Raw genomic sequence first — 18,159 nt, 5'->3', positions numbered from 1 at the left:
GGGAGCTTGCGGTGCGGTTTCGATTGTCCCGGATTGCGCTTCGCTCTATCCGGGCTACGCAGGTACGCAGGCGGCGAGATCAAATCTCGATCTCCGTCCCGAACTCCACGACCTGTCCGGTCGGCACGCCGAAGAACGCTGCCGACCTTTCGGCGTTGCGCTGGAGGAAGGCGAACAGCGATTCCCGCCATACCCACATGCCCGGAATGTCCTCGCGGGGGATGATGGTCTCGCGGCCGATGTAGTAGGTCACATCGGTCAGACGGAGACCGGGCAGTTTGCCTTGGCGGCAGGCGAGCTTCAGCCCTTCGTAAACGGTCGGATATTGCATGAAGCCGTAACGCAGGATGACCCGGATGATGCCCGGGGTGACGTCGTGAACCACAACGCGATCCTCATCCGAGATGCGCGGGGATTCCTCGATCTGTACGGTGACCAGCAGCACGCGCTGGTGCATCACGTGGTTGTGCTTGACGAACTGGGTCAAGGCGAGCGGCACGCCGTTAGGGGCGGAGGCGAGGAATATGGCGGTGCCCGGCAGCCGGCTGTGGCACTTGTTGACCGCGGTCTCGATCAGATCTTCTTCCGGCTGACGCAGCTTGCTGCGCGCCGTCTCGACCAGTTTCACGCCGCCGCGCCAGGTCAGCATCAGGAAGGCCACCGCAGCGGCGAGCAGCAGCGGGAACCAGCCGCCTTCGAACAGCTTGGTCGAGTTCGCCGCAAAGAAGATCGCGTCGATCACGAAGAAGAACCCGTTCACCGCGATCACGATGATCGGCGAATAGCCCCACTGGATCGCGACCAGCGCTGCAAGCAGCGTGGTGATCGCCATCAACAGCGACACTGCGATGCCGTAGGCGCCGGCGAGTGCGTCGGAGGTGCCGAAGGCCAGCACCGCGCCGAGTGTCCCGGCGGCGAGCAGCCAGTTCACCAGCGGCACGTAGATCTGCCCGATCGCATCGCTCGTGGTGTGCTCGATATGCATGCGCGGCAGGAAGCCGAGCTGGATCGATTGCTGGGTCAGCGAGAACACACCCGAAATGATGGCCTGTGAGGCGATCACCGTGGCAATGGTCGCGAGCAGCACCAGCGGATAATGCGACCAGTCCGGCGAGAGCTGGAAGAACGGGTTGTCGATCGCGGTCGGGTCGGTGATCAACAGCGCGGCCTGGCCGAAATAGTTCAGCACCAGGGCGGGCAGGCAGACGGCGAACCAGGCGAGCCGGATCGGAAAGCGGCCGAAATGTCCCATGTCGGCGTACATCGCCTCACCGCCGGTCACCGCGAGGAAGGCGGCGCCGAGGATGGCGAAGCTGACGTGAAAATCTTGATGGATCAGGAAATCGAATGCATAGAGCGGGCTCAGCGCAACCAGCACACCGGGCGCCTTGACGATGCCGTGAATGCCGAGCGCTGCCAGCACCGCGAACCAGAACAGCATCACCGGGCCGAAGATCCTCCCGATGAAGCCGGTGCCCTGCTTCTGCATCATGAACAGGCCGATCAGGATGACGACGGTGATCGGCACCACCGCAGGGGTCAGCGAGGGCGCGTCGACCTTGAGGCCCTCGATCGCCGACAGCACCGAGATGGCCGGCGTGATGGCGCCGTCACCATAGAGCAAGGCGGCGCCGATCAGGCCGACCACCAGAAGATGGGCGCGCCAGGTGCCGGGCGCCGCGTTGCGCGCCGAGAGCAGCGCCAAGAGCGCGACGATGCCGCCTTCGCCGCGGTTGTCCGCGCGCAGGATCAGCATCGCGTATTTGATCGAGATGATGAGGATCAGCGCCCACAGGATCAGCGAGACCACGCCGAGCACCGCGCTCTCGGTGAGCGGGCCGCCATGGGTGGCGGCCTTGGCGGCTTCCTTCAGGGCGTAGAGGGGGCTGGTGCCGATGTCACCATAGACGACCCCGAGGGCACCGAGCGTGACGGCAACCGGGATCGGACTGGACGGAGGGTGGCCAGAAGAAACGATGGCGGGCGTACTCGTCACGGCAATCCCCCGATGGCTGCGCCCGACGGATCATCCGGCCGGGCGCCTTAGACGATAGTCTGCGACGGGACGTCGCAAATTACCATTGGGTTTTGTGTGACGGCCTGGCCTTACGCCGGGCTGACGATCGACTTCGCTTGAATGCGCGCTACGGGGTACGGTCGGCGGTAACCAGGCGGGCTTCGCGAACCACCGTCTTGTTGCCGGCGGTGCGCAGGCACGACGCCTCGAAATTCGGCCAGGCCTGCTGCGAGCAGTCCTTGCCGACCGGGTGGACGTCCAGACGGTCGCTCTTGGCCAGCGGCTGCGGGGTGGAGGCTTCGACCTGCGGCGCAAAGCCTGGCAGCACGGTGAGCGCGGCGGCAATGAACGCGGCAACAGCGATGGCGGAAAGTGCCTTGATCATGACGGTCCCCAGTTGATCGGGCCGCCCGGGCCCGTCGTTTCGTTGTCCAATGTCTACCGGCCGCAAGTTTCCTGGTGTCTTCGCCACCGCGGGAAATGGTTTCGTTGCGGCCGGTTTTGTTTCGTCTGCCAACGGCCGACGAAACATTCACCCCCGTAGACGCTGGCATCCCAGGACTCGTTCACTGGACGAGGGGAGATTTATTTCGCGCGACGGGCGGAACCCGGCGGCTTGCCGGGGAGAGCCGGGCGGGTTAGGAGGGACCATGTCCCGTATCGCGATCTATCCCGGCTCCTTCGATCCTGTCACCAACGGCCATCTGGACGTGGTGAAACAGGCCGTCTTCCTCTGCGACCGCCTGATCGTCGCCATTGGCGTCCATCCCGGCAAGAAGCCGCTGTTTTCCACCGAGGAGCGGCTGGCCATGGTCCATGAGGTGTTCGGCCCCATCGCCCAGCAGGCGGGCTGCGCCTTCGAGAGCGCGACCTATGACAATCTCACGGTCGCGGCGGCGCGTGCGTCCAAGGCCACGCTGATGATTCGCGGCCTGCGCGACGGCACCGATCTCGATTACGAGATGCAGCTGGCCGGCATGAACGAGGCCATGGCGCCCGAGGTGCATACCGTGTTCGTTCCGGCGTCGGTTGCGGTCCGCCCGATCACCGCCACACTGGTGCGCCAAATCGCCCAGATGGGCGGCGACTTCTCTTCATTCGTGCCGTCATCGGTCGCCGCTAGCCTGAAGGCCAAGTTCGCCGGCTGACCCCGGCGGCCTGCCACACCCCGAACGTTAAAGCTCCGGAGTTGCCATGATCCGCATTCTCGCATTCGTTGCCGCGCTGCTCTGCGTCGTGCCCGCGGTCGCGCAGCCGCTGCCGGCCAATCTCGACAAGGCCGATGCGATCGTGATCGACACCACCAAGGGCCGCATCGTCATCAAGCTGCGCACCGACATCGCGCCCAAGCATGCCGAGCGCATCAAGCAGCTGGCGCGCGAGGGCTTCTACAACAACGTGCCGTTCCATCGCGTGATGGACGGCTTCATGGCGCAGACCGGCGACGGCCAGAACTTCAACGGCACCGGCGGCTCGAAATATCCGAACCTGAAGCAGGAATTCTCCCAGGTCCCGTTCAAGCGCGGCATCGTCGGCATGGCCCGGCGCGGCGACAGCGTCGACAGCGCCAATTCGCAGTTCTTCATCATGTTCGCCGACGGATCGAGCCTGAATGGCCAGTACACCGTGATCGGCGAGGTGGTGCAGGGCATGGACGTGGTCGACAAGCTGAAGAAGGCATCTGCGGGCTCGCCTGGCGGAGCCGTCACCGATCCCGACAAGATGGTGAAGGTGCAGGTCGCATCCGACATCAAGTGATCCGCGATGGCGGCGCGCAGCAAACCACGTGCCTGGTTCGCCGCGCCGCTGCTGGTGTGGCTCGCGCTAGGTGGACCTGCGGCGGCCGAGCCGGAGCAACTCAATACGATCAAGGACGTTGTTCTGGCCATCCACCGCTGCTGGCGGCCGCCGCCGGCCGACAAGGCCGGCCCGATCGACATCACCGTCATTGTCAGCTTCAACCGCGAGGGCGCGATCCTCGGACATCCCAGGATCAGCTATGAATCGCAGGAGGCGACCGACAACGACCGGATTGCATACCGGGTCGCGGTGATGGAGACGTTGCAACGCTGTACGCCGTTGCCATTTACCGAGAGCCTGGGCGGCGCGGTCGCCGGCCGTCCATTCGCAATCCCGTTCAGGAATAAGAAGTATCCACCCCGAAGCCAGGAGAAGCGAGCATGGCTGCTACCGAAAATACTCTGATCCTCGAAACCACCCAGGGCCCGGTCACGATCGAGATGCGCCCGGATCTCGCGCCCGGCCACGTCGCGCGGATCAAGGAACTGGTGCGCGAGGGCTTTTACGACGGCATCGTGTTCCATCGCGTGATCGACGGCTTCATGGCGCAGACCGGCTGTCCGCAGGGCACCGGCATGGGCGGCTCCGGCAAGAAGCTGAAGGCCGAATTCAACAAGGAGCCGCATGTCCGCGGCACCGCCTCGATGGCCCGCGCCGCCAATCCGGATTCCGGCGACAGCCAGTTCTTCATCTGCTTCGACGACGCCTCGTTCCTCAACGGCCAGTACACCGTCTGGGGCAAGGTCACCGAGGGCATGGAGAACGTCGACAAGATCAAGCGCGGCGAGCCGGTGAAGGATCCGGACAAGATCGTCAAGGCGCGGATGGCCGTCGACGCGGCGTAAGTCAAACACTCCGTCATTCCGCGGCGATGCGCAGCATCGAACCCCAATGCGCAATTGCGCATTGTGGAATCTCGAGATTCCGGGTTCACGCTTCGCGTGCCCCGGAATGACGGCGCTGAGGTATTAGTCACCGCCATGCGCACCGATCTCTTCGACTTCGAACTCCCCCCGGAAAGCATCGCGCTTCGCCCCGCGAGCCCGCGCGATGCCGCGCGGATGCTGGTGGTGCATCCGGACGGCGTGCTGCGCGACGCCGCGATCGCCGACCTGCCGCGGTGGCTGGAGCCGGGCGATCAGGTCGTCGTCAACGACACCAAGGTGATCGCGGCGCAACTCAAGGGCCGCCGGATCGGGCGCGACACCGAACCGAAGATCGAGGCGACCTTGATCAAGCGGCTCGACGGCTCGCGCTGGCAGGCGCTGGTGAAGCCGGCGAAGAAGCTCAGCCCCGGCGATACCATCCGCTTCGGCAATGAGGGCAGGGTCTGCCTGCTCGGCAATCTCGATGCAGAGGTCGAAGCCAAGGGGCAGGAGGGCGAGGTGACGCTGTCATTCTCGTTCCATGGTCCGGTGCTCGACCAGGCGATCGCTGATGTCGGCGCCACGCCGCTGCCGCCCTACATCGCTTCCAAGCGCACGCCTGACGACCAGGACGTCAGCGACTACCAGACCATGTTCGCCGCCAATGAGGGCGCGGTCGCAGCGCCCACGGCGGGGCTGCATTTCACGCCGGCGCTGGAGGCCGCGCTGAAGAGCCGCGGCGTCGAGCTGCACCGCCTGACGCTGCATGTCGGGGCAGGAACGTTCCTGCCGGTGAAGACCGAGGAGACCTCGGAGCACAAGATGCATGCCGAATGGGGCTGCATCACTGCCGAGACCGCGTCGGCCTTGAACGCCGCGCGCGCAAAAGGCGGCCGGATCGTCGCGATCGGCACCACGTCGCTGCGGCTGCTGGAAAGCGCCGCCAATGCCGACGGCACCATCGAGCCGTTTGCGGCGGAAACCTCGATCTTCATCACGCCGGGCTACCGCTTCCGCGCGGTCGATATTTTGCTGACCAACTTCCATCTGCCGCGCTCGACGCTGTTCATGCTGGTCTCGGCGTTCTCCCGCCTCGAGACGATGCAACGCGCCTACGCCCACGCGATCAGGGATGGCTACCGGTTCTACTCCTACGGTGACGCGTGCCTGCTGTTTCGCGCGCGAGGCTAGCTCCGCAAGCACGGCTGCTTCACCGTCACCCCCGCGCAAAGGCTTCGCCTTTGTCGCTGAGGCGGCCGCTTCTTCAGCGGCCCTCGAAGGGCGACGGCCCGACTGGGGCCGATGCATCCTTCGAGACGCCCGCCGCGCGGGCTCCTCCAGCGACAATGGCTGCGCCATTGCGCGGGGATGACGGTTCTTGCATTCACGCCATCGCGCGTTCGGGCAGCAGCTCGGCGATCTGCACCGCGTTGAGGGCGGCGCCCTTGAGCAGCTGATCGGCCGCGACGAACATCGAGATCGAGTGGCCGCTGGGATCGCTGAGATCCTTGCGGATGCGGCCGACCAGCACGTCGTCCTGGCCGGAGGCGTCGATCGGCATCGGGAAGTAGTTCTTGGTGCGATCGTCGACGACCTTGACGCCCGGCGCCCGCGCCATGATCGCGCGCACCTGGTCCTCGGTGATCGGCTTCTCGCATTCGAAGGTGATCGCCTCGCAATGCGCGCGCAGCACCGGCACCCGCACGCAGGTGACGCCGACCGCGATCTTCTCGTCCTCGAAGATCTTGTGGGTCTCCTTGATGACCTTGGTCTCCTCGTCGTTGTAGCCGGTCTGCGGATCAATAGCGGTGTTGTGGCTGAACAGGTTGAAGGCGTAGGGGTGCGGCATCACCTTCGGGGTATAGACCTGTCCGTTGAGATTGGCGCGGGTCGATTCGACGAGCTCCTCCATCGCGGCTGCGCCGGCGCCGCTCGCGGCCTGGTAGGTCGAGATGATCACGCGCTTGATGCGGTTCTTCTGGTGGATCGGCCACAGCGGCACCAGCGCGGTGATGGCGGCGCAGTTCGGGTTGGCGATGATGCCCTTGTGGTCGCGGATGCGGTTGGCGTTGATCTCGGGGATCACCAGCGGCACGTTCGGATCCATCCGGAACGCCGAGGAGTTGTCGACCACGACGGCGCCGGACTTCACGGCAAGTGGCGCGAACTTCCTGGAGATGCCGCTGCCGGCCGAGAACAGCGCGATGTCGACGCCCTCGAAGGCGCGCTCGGTCAGTTCCTCGATCACGACCGGCTTGCCGCGGAAGCTGACGGTCTTGCCGGCCGAGCGGGCGCTCGCCAGCGCCTTCAGCTTGCCGACGCGGAAGCCGCGCTTGTCCATGGTGGCGATGAATTCGGCGCCGACGGCGCCGGTGACGCCGACAATCGCGACGACGGGATCGTTACTCACTTTGTCCTCCATTTCAGTCTCGGTTGAGCATGATCTGATCGGAAAACCGGTTCCCACTTTTCCGGATCATGCTGTTGGGCTGCAGGCAATAAAAAAGCCCCGGACCTTCATCAGGCGGGGCTTCGGGTAGAGATGATGCGGTTCGACCGACTACGCGCGCACGCCTCCCGAGGCCCCGGAGGGCTTGGTGGTTTTGCTGGCGCATTTGGTCGCGTTGATCATGGTTCGGACTTATGCGGGACAGATCGGCGTCCGTCAACGGCTTTTGGGCGAAAACTTGGCGAGGGAAAACTTGGCAAGGGAAAGCTTGGCGAGTCCCGCGCCGGCCTCAGCGCCTGCGCGCGCCGGGCGGTTCGAGGATCACCTCTTTCAGATCGCTGCCGGCGAGCACGACGATGACGAAATTGAGCTTGCCGCGTTCGCGCATCAGGCCACCGCTGATCGCCTTTCCCGAGGTCGTGCGCTCGGCCACCCGCACGGCGTCGGCGAGGCGATGCCGGAGCGCCCTGAGCACGGCGAGGTTGTCACGGTCTTCGGTGCCGAGCGACTTCAGCGGCGCGGCGGCCTCGCCACCCACCACTTCGCCGGTCGCCGCGTCAATGGCGTGGCGCCAGATGCGGTCCTGCTGCATGGTCTTGACCCGGTAGACCGCGGGCTCCGACGCGCCGTCGAAGCTGATGTCGGCGGTGATCGAGCCGGAGTGCAGCGCCTCCGCAATCGCCATCGCCTTGCGCAGCGAGATCTGGGCCGCCTGGAAGCTGTCGAGCTCGCGGCGAACCGCGTGCACGTCGAGCGCGGTGTCGTTGTCCTGCGGGGTGAGCGCCGCGGCCGTTGAGCTCGTGATCGCGTAGGCCGGCGTCGCGAAGGGCAGGGCAATGAGCGCGGTTGCCAGCAGCCGCGTGCCGAATGCCCAATGCCGCAGTGCGTGTAATCGTCCCGTCGTCATGGTCGCATCCGTCGCGTCGAACCGCCACCCGGGCAGAGAAAGTGCGGCCGACCCTTGTTAGTCAGAGGTCGGCCGCCGAACGTTCAGACGGAGCGATGGCGGCAGCACCGTCGTGACGATCGAAGTTACAAGGCGACACGAAACCGTTGGGGGGCTGAACTTGGGTTCCGCGTCTCATTGCAACTAAACAATACGGTTTCGTTCTGTTTTCTTCAAGGCTCATCACGACAACGTGTGAGGCGATGCAACGATCCTAAAACTGTCAGCGGGCCGGGCGGCGGCGCGCCTTCGTCGCTTCCTTGGCCGTATCGCGAAGCCGGTCCTGCGGCCCGACGGCGCCGGCGAGAAACAGCCGGATCGAGACTTCCATCCGGGTCTCGGCGGTCTTCATGTCGATCGGAATTCCGAATGTCGCCATCCGGTGGGTGTGGCCGACCACCATGTTGAGGAATGTCTCGGCCGCGATCGTGGTGTCCTCGAGATCGAGGACACCCATGTCGACCAGATGGTCGAAGAAATCCGCCGTGGTGGAAACCGCCTTCGACCAGCCCTCGTCGACGGCAAGCTTGGCGACCTCGGGGAAATTGATCGCCTGCGCGGTCAGGATCCGGCTGAAGGCGATGGAGTCGGCGCTGCAATTCAGCACCAGTAGCTGGCGGCCGAGCTCGGTCAGCCGTTCCTCGACCGAACCGTCGCAGTTGCTGCCGGTCTGCGCTTCGGCCGCCGCGGCGGCGAGCGGGGCAAGCCAGCGGGCGATCTCGCGGCGGAGCACCGCGGCGAACAGGCCGCGCTTGTCGCCATACTGACCGTAGACGGTGGGCTTGCTGACGCGGGCGGCCTCGGCCACCGCGTCGATCGACGTCGCATCGAAGCCGCGCTCGAGGAACAGGCGGGTGGCGACCTCGATCAGCCGCTGGTCGCGCTCGATCGCGGCATCCCGCGTCGGCCGGCCGCCGCGTGACTTGATCACGCTGCGCTTGGCCGCTTTGGCCTTGGTTGCCGTCAATCCCATTTGCCCATTCATCTCGTTGTGCGTCGGACGGGTCTGTCCGGTCTATAACCCGCGCAGTGCGGATTCGTCCATTCGGCGGTACCGGTAGCAGGCCGCTTACGGGGGCGTCGCGGTCCAGGCCTGCCCGGCGGCGGCCTTGTCGTATCCGTACTGGTAAAGCGCGCGCATATAGGCGGTGTCGAAGCCCTGCGTTTCCGGCGCCGGATAGTCGCGCTCGATGTAGGACAGATGGAAACCCAGCCGGTTGCGCCGGGCGAAATCATAGGTCGAGAGGATGACGGAGCGCGTCTGCGCCTGCGTGATCGCCGAAATGCTGCGCGAGGCGACGTCGATCGTCGAGTTCGACACCAGCTCGAAGTTGCCCTCGAGCTTCTTGTTGACGAGGATGTAGATGTTCATGCGGCCGTTGGCGGGCCAGCTACGCTCGCGGAACAGCAGCGCGTCTGGCAGCGTCAGCACCGGCGCGGTCACGCCGCCGTCGACATGCATCTCCTGGAAGCGCCGGCCCTGGCCCTCGGCGTCGATCATGATCGGCGGAAACACCAGCGGGATGCTGGCGGAGGCGGCCATCACGTCGCGAAACAGCTGCAGCGCCTCGGGCGTTCCGACCGCGGCGATCCGTCCCATGTCCCAGATCACCGTGCGCTGGGTGTCGAGATCGGTGGTGACGATCAGGAGCTTTCGGCCCTTGGCGTTTTCGCGCGCCACCTCGCTCAGGATCTCCGGCCCGACGTAGCGCGCCACCAGTTCGCGCAGCCGCTTGTTGCCGAACAGGCCGGAGCCGAACAGCACCCGCATCAGGCTCGGATCCTGCAGCAGGCTTTCCGCGACGCCCGAGGTGTAGACCTCTTTCAGCGTGTCGTCGTAGCGCGGGCCAAGGAAGGCAAAGGGCGCAATCAGCCCGCCGGTGCTGACGCCGGAAACAACCGAAAAGGCCGGGCGGTTGCCGGCCGCAGTCCATCCGTTGAGGACGCCCACGCCATAGGCCCCGTCGGCGCCGCCGCCGGAGAGGGCGAGATAGGTCTTGATCGGGGCGAGGTCGCTCTTCTCGAGCTTGAATTTTGACGCCGGCTCGTCGGCATAGCGGCGCAGCCCGTCGAGGTCGAGCACCCGCGCATTGGCGGCATCGGCGGCCGTGTAGGGCATCCGCGGCAGCGAGCTGCAGGCCGCCAGCGCCAAGGCGAGGCCGCACAGCAGGACCGCTTGCCGGATCGTGCGGGCGGCCGTCATCCGAGGGCCGGCGCCGGCGGGCCGGGCGCTAGGGGGTGAGACCATCTCTGCCAGTCACGTTCGCGGATTGACGTCGCTGCGGAAGCCGGTTGCCATATTGTCGTCATAAAACGACACTGTTTCGTTTTGTTTAGCGGGGCGGACGATGCAAGGCAAGCGTCCGGCCGGTTGCCCGTGTTCACGAAGTCGCGCGAGGGCCGTTATCCGACGGGTTGATCGGGCACCGGCGACACGCAATAAGCAGCCGCATGAATCTTCCCAATCATTTCGAACTGCTGGCAACCGACGGCGCCGCCCGCACCGGGCGCCTGACCACGCCGCACGGCCTCGTGCGGACGCCGGCCTTCATGCCGGTCGGCACCGCGGGCGCGATGAAGGGCATGCATTGGCGCGAGGTGCGCGATGCCGGCGCCGATATCGTGCTCGGCAACACCTATCACCTGATGCTGCGGCCCGGCGCCGAGCGCATTGCCGGGCTTGGCGGCCTGCAGCGCTTCACCGGCTGGGGCGGCCCGATGTTGACGGATTCCGGCGGCTTCCAGGTGATGTCGCTGTCGGAGCTGCGCAAGGTGACCGAGAAGGCCGTGACCTTCCGCTCGCATATCGACGGCACCAAGGTCGAGCTGTCGCCGGAGCGCTCGATCGAGGTGCAGCGGCTGCTCGGCTCCGATATCGCCATGCAGATGGACGAGTGCGTCCGGCTGCCGGCCGAGCGCGCCGACATCGAGCGCGCGATGCAGCTGTCGCTGCGCTGGGCCGAGCGCTCCAAGCGCGCCTTCGAGGCGGCACCGGACGGCTACATGCTGTTCGGCATCGTACAGGGCGGCGACGTCCCGGATCTGCGGCACGCCAGCGCGCGCGGGCTGACCGACATCGGCTTTCACGGTTACGCGATCGGAGGGCTCGCGGTCGGCGAGCCGCAGGCGGTGATGCTGGCGATGATCGAGGAGACCGCGCCGGCGCTCCCGGTCGATCGGCCGCGTTATCTGATGGGCGTCGGCACGCCGGAGGACATCCTCGAGGCGGTGGCGCGCGGCGTCGACATGTTCGACTGTGTGATGCCGACACGGAACGGACGCCACGGCATGGCGTTCACCCGCTTCGGGCAGATCAACCTGCGCAACGCCCGGCACGTCGACGATCCGCGTCCGCTCGACGACGAGAGTCCGTGGCCGGCGGCGAACGGCTATTCGCGCGCCTATCTGCATCATCTGGTGCGATCGGGCGAAACACTTGGGGCAATGCTGCTGTCCGAAATCAACGTCGCCTATTACCAGCAGCTGATGCGGGGCATCCGCGATGCGGTGGCGAACGGCACGTTCGAGGACTTCAGAACGAAAACGCGCGCCGGTTGGGCGCGCGGTGACATCGCTCCAAGATGAGCTGTGTGATCAGTTGCACACGATCGGTTTCACCGCGTGCTTGGTCACGAACCCGTAACCGCAGTTGTCGCAGGTCCAGAGATAGCTGATCAGATTGTCGAACAGGTACGCGGAGGCTTCCGCCGCTACCATGGAGTCAGCACACACCGGACAGGTCGGCAAATCGCAGCCGCGCGGATCGGGCCTGGACGCTGTGGTCGACAGAACTTCAGCGAGAGCTGGCATGTGACCTCCTTTGCGTTCTGAGCTGCACCTGACGAAAGTATATAGACGCATTTGTTTGACCTTGTCGCAACACAAATGCGTAGGTTTTACGTAATTTGCGTAGGTTCTTATTTTGCGATGCAACGAATCCGCGCCACGGCGGTTTCTCACTTGCGCGTCATGATGCGCTGCTTCTAATGAGACAAGACCGCATATTTTCAGCACATCCCGCTACAGGAGCCGCTTGATGGACGCGCCGTCGACAACGAGTGCAGTGCAACCCGGACGCGGCCGCGTCTTTGACTCCATCGTCGATGCGATCGGCTCTACGCCGATCGTGCGGCTGCGCAGATTGCCGCAGGCGGCTAGCATCAACGCGACGATCCTCGCCAAGCTGGAATACTTCAATCCAGCGGCCAGCGTGAAAGACCGCATCGGCGCGGCGATGATCGTGGCGATGGAGAAGGCCGGCATCATCAACGCCGACACGGTGCTGATCGAGCCGACCTCGGGCAACACCGGGATCGCGCTCGCCTATGTCGCGGCCTCGCGCGGCTATCGGCTCAAGCTCGTCATGCCGGAATCGATGTCGATCGAGCGGCGGCGGATGCTCGCCTTTCTCGGCGCGGAGATTGTGCTGACGCCGGCCGCGCAGGGCATGAAGGGTTCGATCGCGACCGCGGAAGAACTGGTGCGCACGACGCCCAACGCTGTCATGCCGCAGCAGTTCAAGAACCTCGCCAATCCCGAGATCCATCGCCGCACCACCGCCGAGGAGATCTGGAACGACACCGGCGGCAACATCGATTACTTCGTCGCCGGCGTCGGCACCGGCGGCACCATCACCGGCGTTGGTCAGGTGCTGAAGCCGCGCAAGCCGTCATTGCGCGTCGTCGCGGTGGAGCCGGAAGAGAGCCCGGTGCTGTCGGGCGGCCAGCACACGCCGCACAAGATCCAGGGCATCGGCGCAGGCTTCATCCCTGACATCCTCGACCGCTCCGTGATCGACGAGATCGTCAAGGTCAACAGCGCGACCGCGATCGAGACCGCGCGCGAGCTGGCGCGCAACGAAGGCATCCCCGGCGGTATCTCGTCGGGCGCCGCGATCGCAGCCGCCTTGCAGATCGGCAAGCGGCCGGAAGCGGCCGGCAAAACCATTCTGGCGATTGTGCCGTCATTCTCGGAGCGCTATCTGTCGACGGTACTGTTTGAAGGAATCTGAGACACAGGAATCCAGCATATGGCCGACCAGCCGAGGCGACCGCGAACCCTGAACGATGCCCGCAGCGAAGCCGAGGCGGCGTTCAAGCGCGCCACCACCAAGGTCGCGGACGCGGTGCCAAAGACCGTTGCTGTCCCCGGCGTCCGCGAGCAGGTTACGCTGCGGATCGATCAGGACGTGCTGGAGTATTTCCAGGCGGGCGGCCCCGGCTGGCAGGACCGCATCAACGCGGCGCTGCGCAAGGCCGCCGGAAAGTAACACGCTTTCGGAACCAGGGGGCCCGGACGATCCCCGGGCCTTTGGCTGGCAGGGCGCGGCGGCGCTACGCGCGCACGGCGCGGGCGTCACCTTGCGCGCGCCGGCTTCCTTGCGGTCGGTTTCAGGTTCATGAGGTTGCCCGCCAGGATCATGGCCGCGCCGAGCACCGTGTAGACATCGAGCCTTTCGGCATAGATCAGCCAGCCGGCGATCGCTGTCAGCGGCACGCGGACGAAATCCATCGGGATCACGACAGTCGCGTCAGCGTGGAGCAGGGCGCGTGCCATGCAATAGTGCGAGAAGGTGCCGCAGAACGCGATCACGACAAGCCAGCCCCAGGTCGAGAGCGGCGGCCAGGTCCAGACGTAGAGCGCAGGCCCGATGCTCGCGAGCGATTGCACCACCAGCATCCAGAACATGATCGTCAGCGTCTGCTCGGTCCGCGTCAGCGACTTGACCACGGCGACCGAGATGCCGAAGCCGACTGCCGCGGCAAGCGCGATCAGCTGGCCCGGATTGATCGCGCCGGCCGCCGGCCGCACGATCACGAACACGCCGACCAGGCCAAGCACGATCGCGACGATCTTCCACGCCGTCATCCGCTCGCCGAGAAAGCTCGCCGCAAGGATCGCGGTCCAGATCGGCATCGTGAACTCGATCGCAACCACCTGGCCGATCGAGATCAATGTCAGCGCAAAGAACCAGCCGAGCTGCGCGCAGAAATGGATCAGGTTGCGCGCGATATGGACGTGCAGCCGTGCCGTCTTCACGATCGCAAACCCGCCATTCATGTGGATCAGCGGATAGAGCATCGCGAAGCCGAGCACGCCGCGAACGGCCATCAGCTGGAAGACGTTGACCTCGCGCGTCGCCTCGCGGCCGGCCACCGCCACGATCAGCATCAGCGCGAGCCAGCCGGACATCCACAATGCTGCGCGGGTCTTTGAGGGCGTGCGATCCATGACGGGGAACGAGCGGAGGAGGGGGGCCCGGTATCGGCGAGCTGCCATGAATTTGCAACGCGCAATTCTGCCTGCGCGGTGATGCGTCACCCACGTGATCTCTGCTAAGCAGCATCGACTACGCTGTCATCCCGGGGCGCACGTGAAACGGGCGAACCCGGGATCTCGAGATTCCGGGTCTGGCTCTGCGAGCCATCCCGGAATGACGAACGCCATAAAGGAGGATCTGCTCATGCGTGTCTTGCAACCGGCCGAATGGTCGAAACCCCGCGGCTTCTCCCACGGTGTGGCGTTCGATGCGCCCGGCAAGTGGATCGTGCTGGCGGGGCAGACCGGCGGCGACGAGAAGGGCGATTACGCCCCCGACATGGCCGCCCAGGTCGGCACCGCGCTGAAGCGCATCATCAAGCTGTTGAACGAAGCCGGTGCCGGCCCCGAGCACATCGTCCGCCTGACCTGGTACCTGACCAGTCGCAGCGAATATGAGGCCGCGGGCGCCGGTATCGGCGCGGCGTGGAAGGAGACGCTCGGGCGTAATTTCCCGCCGTCGACGCTGCTCTATATCGGCGGGCTGGTCGATCAGCGGGCCAAGGTCGAGATCGAGGTCACGGCATTCGTGCCTGCGGCATAGCACCGCTGGGCCGTAAACAAAAAGCCCTCGGGGATGACCCGAGGGCTTTGCACGTTGGAGCGCGGATCGATTACTTCGACAGCACGATGCTGGCGCCGCGGAACTGGCTGTCGGCCCTGATGGTAACGGCCTGCTTGTTGCCGGTGGTGCGCATCGAGATGTCGGCATTGAAGCCGGGAGCGCTGGCAATGACCTGGAAGTTGCCGCCGCCGCCGCGACCCTGCAACGAGCCGCTGACATTGCGGCTGGACTCGCTCCAATTGCCGCTGACCGCGCTGCCTTCGGCCTGCACATCGGCCGCCAGGTTGAACTTGTAGGCGTCGCTGGCGCAGGTGAGGCTCATGGTCATGCGGGGCCCACCGACGTGATAGGTGGCGCGGCAGCGGATGCGCTCGCTGGAGCCGTCATCCAGCATGACCGAGCCGGCGCCCGACCAGGTGCCTGCCATGCCGGCGAACGGGCCGGACTGGGCATGGCCCGTGGTGCTTGCGAGTGCGGTCACGAAAAACGCGGCGGCTGCAAATGCGGGCCGCCGCGCGATGGCGAAGAAACTTGATAGGCTGGTGATCTTACTGACGGGACGCTTCCCATCGGCCGCTGCACGGTACGCCAGCTGATGCCCCATTCCACTTCCCCGATCCGGAGTTGCCACTGAGTTGTCCGTTCGCATATGCACCATTGATCGAGACTCGCACAAGTCCCCCGCTGCCGACGGTGCCGGAGATCGCCGCGCCCTGGGCCGAGATCTTTCCTTCAGCGACGGTCACGGTCGAGCTCTGCGACGGTTCGCAGCTGCCGGTCTTGGTGACGACGGTGACGTTCCATAGGCCGTCATAAGGCTGCTGGGCGGACACGGGAGCAGCGGTGAGGGCGGCGGCCGAAGCGACCGTAGTGACCAAAATCAGGTCGCGAATGCGGATCGAACGCATGAATCAAATCCCTGTAATTTCGTGTGATGACGCGGCTTATCCTGTCACAATGTGTTCAAAATTTGCTGCGTCGCGAGAGTCCCCAAATGTTCCTGCGAACTCAAACACATCGTGGTGAATTCGGTTCCGGATCAGGAACGGAAAATCCGAGCATGGCTTTTCCGAACGAGGTATTCATATACTTCTAGCTCGGGTTAGTGTTTGCCAAGGCTCAGATTCGGCGCCTTGGTCGCAAACTGCTCATCCTGGACCTTGGCCGGCAGCGAGCCGTTGACCTTACCATAGTCGATGACCTGGGCGAGCAGACGCAAGCCGAGCGGCGCCAGCGCGCGCTCCCACAGCTCGCGGGCGGTCTCGCCTTTCTTGACGAACACCCAGTCCTGCGCCGCGATCGCGCCGGCGTCCATGCGGTCGGCGAGGTGATAGATGCTGCCGCCGGCGATCGGATCGCCTTCCTTGATAGTCCATTCCACCGCCGCGATGCCGCGGTGGCGCGGCAGCAGCGACGGGTGGTAGCCGATGCCGCCGAGCCTGGACGCGGCAAGCGCCTCCCTGCTGACCCGGGCGTGGCTGTGGGCGGTCACGATCAGGTCGGTATCCGGCGCAATCTCGGCGGCCGTCACCAGCTTGGGATCGGCCTGGACAACGACCTCGATGCCGGCCGCCCTGGCCGCTGCCGCCAGCCGGTCCTCGCCGTCATGCACGACCACCCTGACCAGCGTGACGTGGTGTTCGCGCAGCATGTTCAGGGTCGTCACGCCGAAATGGCGGGAACCGACAAGGGTAATGCGCATGGGGATCTATTCCGTGGGGTTTACTCGGGGATTGCTCGGGCCGCCGCTATGCCGATAGCACACCGCGGCCGCCTGTTTCGCTGTCTTGCCGCTTATCAACAGGACGGCCCGGTGGCAAATGTCAGGCCGCCGGCTGCTTGCTGGCCAAAACCTTGTCGATGCGCCGGCCGTCGAGGTCGACGATCTCAAATTCCCAGCCCTGCGCTGTGGTTTTCGCGCCGACATCGGGGATCGCGCCGAATTCATGCAGCAGGAAGCCGGCCGCGGTCTGGTACGGCCGCGGCGATGGCAGCGTGATGCCGAGCAGTTCGCTGAATTCCAGCGCCGGCATCCAGCCCGAGATCAGATAGGAGCCGTCGGCGCGCCGGACATAGGCGGGCTCGGCCGGGCCTTCCTCGGTGTGGAAGGCGCCGACGATGGCCTCGAGGATGTCGGCGCTGGTCACGACGCCCTGAAAGGTGCCGTACTCGTCGTGGACGAGGCCGATATGCACTCTGGAGTCGCGCAGGATCGCGACCACGTCGCGGGCGTCGACGGTCTCCGGAATGATCGGCGCATCGCGCGTCAGCGCGCGGATGTCGGGCGTCTGGCCCGCGAGGTAGACGTCGAGCACGTCCTTGGCCTGCACGATGCCGAGCGCATGATCGCGGTTGCCGTCGAACACCACGCAGCGCGAGTGACTGCTCTTTTGTAGCGTCGCCAGGATCTCGGCCGCGGGGGCGGCGAGGTCGATCAGGCTGACCTCGTGACGCGGCGTCATCACCGCGCCGACCGGCAGATCGCCGAGGCGCATCACGCCGGCGATCATCTCCTTTTCGCCGGGCTCGAGCACACCGGCGTTCTCGGCCTCCACCACCAGCGTCTTGATCTCGTCCTCGCTGATGCGGTCCTGCGCATCCTCGCGATGGCCGAGCACCCACAGCAGCAGCTTGCCGGAACGGTCGAGCAGCCACACCAGCGGCAGCGACAGCCGCGCCATCATGGTCATGGCCGGAGCGACCTTGACCGCGATCGACTCGGGATCGCGCAATGCGATCTGCTTCGGCACCAGCTCGCCGACGATCAGCGAGGCATAGGTGATCACGCCGACGACGAGGCCGACGCCGGCCGCGTCGGCGATGCCTGCGGACACCCCGAGCTCAAGCAGCCATTGGGTCAGACGCTGACCAAGCGTTGCGCCCGAGAAGGCGCCCGACAGCACGCCGATCAGCGTGATGCCGATCTGCACCGTGGAGAGGAACTTGCCGGGATCGGAGGCCAGTGCAAGTGCGCGGCGCGAACCGCTGACGCCTCGTTCGACCAGCGCCGCAAGGCGCGCCGGACGGGAGGAGACGATCGCGAGCTCCGACATCGACAACAGACCGTTGACGACGATCAAGACCGCCACGATCGCAAGTTCCAGATATAACACGGGAGTCCCTAAACATTGGCGGCATTGGCCGCTACACGACGCCCAATATAGGCATACCGGAGCGGTTTTGCTGTGCCTTGTCGGG

The 18,159-nt window shown here is 65.4% G+C and carries 21 protein-coding genes; 9 read left to right on the top strand and 12 right to left on the bottom strand.

The features are described 5' to 3' along the window. Positions 1-79: 79 nt before the first annotated feature. Both PMN64_RS05110 and PMN64_RS05105 read right to left on the bottom strand, forming a co-directional pair. Positions 80-1,978, bottom strand: coding sequence for a potassium transporter Kup (locus PMN64_RS05110; protein WP_411779961.1), 1,899 nt, complete (start codon positions 1,976-1,978; stop codon positions 80-82). 166 nt (positions 1,979-2,144) lie between these two features. Continuing rightward, positions 2,145-2,402, bottom strand: coding sequence for a hypothetical protein (locus tag PMN64_RS05105; protein WP_038387125.1), 258 nt, complete (start codon positions 2,400-2,402; stop codon positions 2,145-2,147). Positions 2,403-2,667: 265 nt separating this feature from the next. Between PMN64_RS05105 and coaD the strand changes: the two genes are divergently transcribed. The 5 genes from coaD (at position 2,668) to queA (ending at position 5,874) form a co-directional block, all read left to right on the top strand. Then, positions 2,668-3,165, top strand: coding sequence for a pantetheine-phosphate adenylyltransferase (gene coaD, locus PMN64_RS05100; RefSeq protein WP_028340745.1), 498 nt, complete (start codon positions 2,668-2,670; stop codon positions 3,163-3,165). A gap of 46 nt (positions 3,166-3,211) precedes the next feature. Continuing rightward, positions 3,212-3,775 carry a peptidylprolyl isomerase gene (locus tag PMN64_RS05095; RefSeq protein WP_028340744.1) on the top strand — a complete coding sequence of 188 codons (564 nt, stop codon included), beginning with the start codon at positions 3,212-3,214 and terminating at the stop codon, positions 3,773-3,775. Positions 3,776-3,781: 6 nt separating this feature from the next. Then, entirely contained in the window at positions 3,782-4,222 is a 441-nt protein-coding gene (locus PMN64_RS05090; protein WP_411779926.1) for a hypothetical protein, read from the top strand. Further along, complete coding sequence (locus PMN64_RS05085) at positions 4,198-4,662, top strand: peptidylprolyl isomerase (protein WP_028340742.1); 465 nt, start codon at positions 4,198-4,200, stop codon at positions 4,660-4,662. The genes PMN64_RS05090 and PMN64_RS05085 overlap by 25 nt, the downstream gene beginning before the upstream one ends. A gap of 135 nt (positions 4,663-4,797) precedes the next feature. Next, on the top strand, positions 4,798-5,874 hold the full coding sequence (gene queA, locus PMN64_RS05080; protein WP_411779925.1) for a tRNA preQ1(34) S-adenosylmethionine ribosyltransferase-isomerase QueA: 1,077 nt from the start codon (positions 4,798-4,800) through the stop codon (positions 5,872-5,874). A 193-nt stretch (positions 5,875-6,067) separates the two neighbouring features. Here queA and PMN64_RS05075 read toward each other — a convergent pair whose 3' ends face one another. From PMN64_RS05075 to PMN64_RS05060, 4 genes are all read right to left on the bottom strand, one after another. After that, positions 6,068-7,105, bottom strand: a complete 1,038-nt coding sequence (locus PMN64_RS05075) for an aspartate-semialdehyde dehydrogenase (RefSeq protein ID WP_304495325.1) — start codon at positions 7,103-7,105, stop codon at positions 6,068-6,070. A gap of 316 nt (positions 7,106-7,421) precedes the next feature. After that, a complete protein-coding gene (locus PMN64_RS05070) occupies positions 7,422-8,039 on the bottom strand; it encodes a PepSY domain-containing protein (RefSeq protein ID WP_304495326.1) in 618 nt (205 codons plus the stop codon). A 262-nt stretch (positions 8,040-8,301) separates the two neighbouring features. Then, positions 8,302-9,051 (bottom strand): TetR/AcrR family transcriptional regulator, encoded by a 750-nt coding sequence (locus PMN64_RS05065; RefSeq protein WP_411779924.1) that lies wholly within the window; start codon positions 9,049-9,051, stop codon positions 8,302-8,304. Positions 9,052-9,147: 96 nt separating this feature from the next. Continuing rightward, complete coding sequence (locus PMN64_RS05060) at positions 9,148-10,281, bottom strand: patatin-like phospholipase family protein (RefSeq protein ID WP_411779923.1); 1,134 nt, start codon at positions 10,279-10,281, stop codon at positions 9,148-9,150. Positions 10,282-10,529: 248 nt separating this feature from the next. Between PMN64_RS05060 and tgt the strand changes: the two genes are divergently transcribed. Then, positions 10,530-11,663 (top strand): tRNA guanosine(34) transglycosylase Tgt, encoded by a 1,134-nt coding sequence (tgt, locus tag PMN64_RS05055; RefSeq protein ID WP_028340736.1) that lies wholly within the window; start codon positions 10,530-10,532, stop codon positions 11,661-11,663. A gap of 9 nt (positions 11,664-11,672) precedes the next feature. Here the strand turns inward: tgt and PMN64_RS05050 are convergent, their stop codons facing one another. Further along, on the bottom strand, positions 11,673-11,888 hold the full coding sequence (locus tag PMN64_RS05050; RefSeq protein ID WP_028332087.1) for a hypothetical protein: 216 nt from the start codon (positions 11,886-11,888) through the stop codon (positions 11,673-11,675). A 226-nt stretch (positions 11,889-12,114) separates the two neighbouring features. Between PMN64_RS05050 and cysK the strand changes: the two genes are divergently transcribed. Continuing rightward, positions 12,115-13,089: a cysteine synthase A gene (cysK, locus tag PMN64_RS05045; protein WP_028340735.1), complete on the top strand. Its 975-nt coding sequence runs from the start codon at positions 12,115-12,117 to the stop codon at positions 13,087-13,089. 18 nt (positions 13,090-13,107) lie between these two features. Beyond that, positions 13,108-13,347: a BrnA antitoxin family protein gene (locus tag PMN64_RS05040; protein ID WP_018271567.1), complete on the top strand. Its 240-nt coding sequence runs from the start codon at positions 13,108-13,110 to the stop codon at positions 13,345-13,347. A gap of 86 nt (positions 13,348-13,433) precedes the next feature. On the opposite strand, the gene PMN64_RS05035 is transcribed toward PMN64_RS05040, so the two are convergent. Continuing rightward, positions 13,434-14,309 (bottom strand): DMT family transporter, encoded by an 876-nt coding sequence (locus PMN64_RS05035; protein ID WP_411779922.1) that lies wholly within the window; start codon positions 14,307-14,309, stop codon positions 13,434-13,436. A 232-nt stretch (positions 14,310-14,541) separates the two neighbouring features. On the opposite strand from PMN64_RS05035, the gene PMN64_RS05030 reads away from it, so the two are divergent. Continuing rightward, entirely contained in the window at positions 14,542-14,940 is a 399-nt protein-coding gene (locus PMN64_RS05030; RefSeq protein WP_038387136.1) for a RidA family protein, read from the top strand. Between the two features lie 70 nt (positions 14,941-15,010). On the opposite strand, the gene PMN64_RS05025 is transcribed toward PMN64_RS05030, so the two are convergent. The 4 genes from PMN64_RS05025 to PMN64_RS05010 all read right to left on the bottom strand — a co-directional run bounded on the left by PMN64_RS05025 (position 15,011) and on the right by PMN64_RS05010 (position 18,074). Beyond that, positions 15,011-15,388, bottom strand: coding sequence for a hypothetical protein (locus PMN64_RS05025; RefSeq protein WP_411779960.1), 378 nt, complete (start codon positions 15,386-15,388; stop codon positions 15,011-15,013). A 121-nt stretch (positions 15,389-15,509) separates the two neighbouring features. Further along, positions 15,510-15,869 (bottom strand): hypothetical protein, encoded by a 360-nt coding sequence (locus PMN64_RS05020; protein ID WP_245288714.1) that lies wholly within the window; start codon positions 15,867-15,869, stop codon positions 15,510-15,512. Positions 15,870-16,063: 194 nt separating this feature from the next. After that, positions 16,064-16,663, bottom strand: a complete 600-nt coding sequence (locus tag PMN64_RS05015; RefSeq protein ID WP_028332082.1) for a formyltransferase family protein — start codon at positions 16,661-16,663, stop codon at positions 16,064-16,066. 121 nt (positions 16,664-16,784) lie between these two features. Continuing rightward, positions 16,785-18,074, bottom strand: a complete 1,290-nt coding sequence (locus PMN64_RS05010) for a hemolysin family protein (RefSeq protein ID WP_028340729.1) — start codon at positions 18,072-18,074, stop codon at positions 16,785-16,787. Positions 18,075-18,159: the final 85 nt, after the last annotated feature.

Source organism: Bradyrhizobium sp. UFLA01-814 (genome assembly GCF_046718885.1).
GTDB classification, from domain to species: domain Bacteria; phylum Pseudomonadota; class Alphaproteobacteria; order Rhizobiales; family Xanthobacteraceae; genus Bradyrhizobium; species Bradyrhizobium elkanii.
This window is presented reverse-complemented; position numbering and strand designations above follow the sequence as displayed.